A 368-nucleotide genomic window follows, 5' to 3' on the forward strand; every position below is an offset into this window, starting at 1 on the left:
AGACGACCTTGTTGTTGTTGGCATTACGGCCCACGCCGCAGAGCAACTTGGCTATGTTGTCTTTGTTGAATTGCCCGAAGTTGGCACTATGGTCGTAAAAGACGACTAAATCGTTGTGATCGAAAGCGTGAAAGCGGCGTCCGACATTCTTGCGCCCATCGACGGTGAAATCATGGAAGTGAACGACTCGATCGTAAACGAGCCGGGCAAAGTGAACGACGACCCTGAAAATGACGCTTGGTTTGTGAAGCTTAAGGTCGACGATCTCGGCCCGATTGACGACATGATGGACGAAGCGGCTTATAAAGCCTTTATCGGTTAAGGAAAAAAATGCCCTATCAAACCACTGGTTATAACACCTACGATTT

The 368-nt window shown here is 48.4% G+C and carries 1 pseudogene; it reads left to right on the forward strand.

Going from position 1 to position 368, the window contains the following annotated elements:
* Positions 1-322 (forward strand): annotated as a pseudogene (locus AB9F29_RS21450) (glycine cleavage system protein H); the annotation flags it as partial.
* Positions 323-368 lie beyond the last annotated feature (46 nt).

It is taken from the genome of Falsihalocynthiibacter sp. S25ZX9 (assembly GCF_041205405.1).
GTDB lineage: Bacteria > Pseudomonadota > Alphaproteobacteria > Rhodobacterales > Rhodobacteraceae > Falsihalocynthiibacter > Falsihalocynthiibacter arcticus.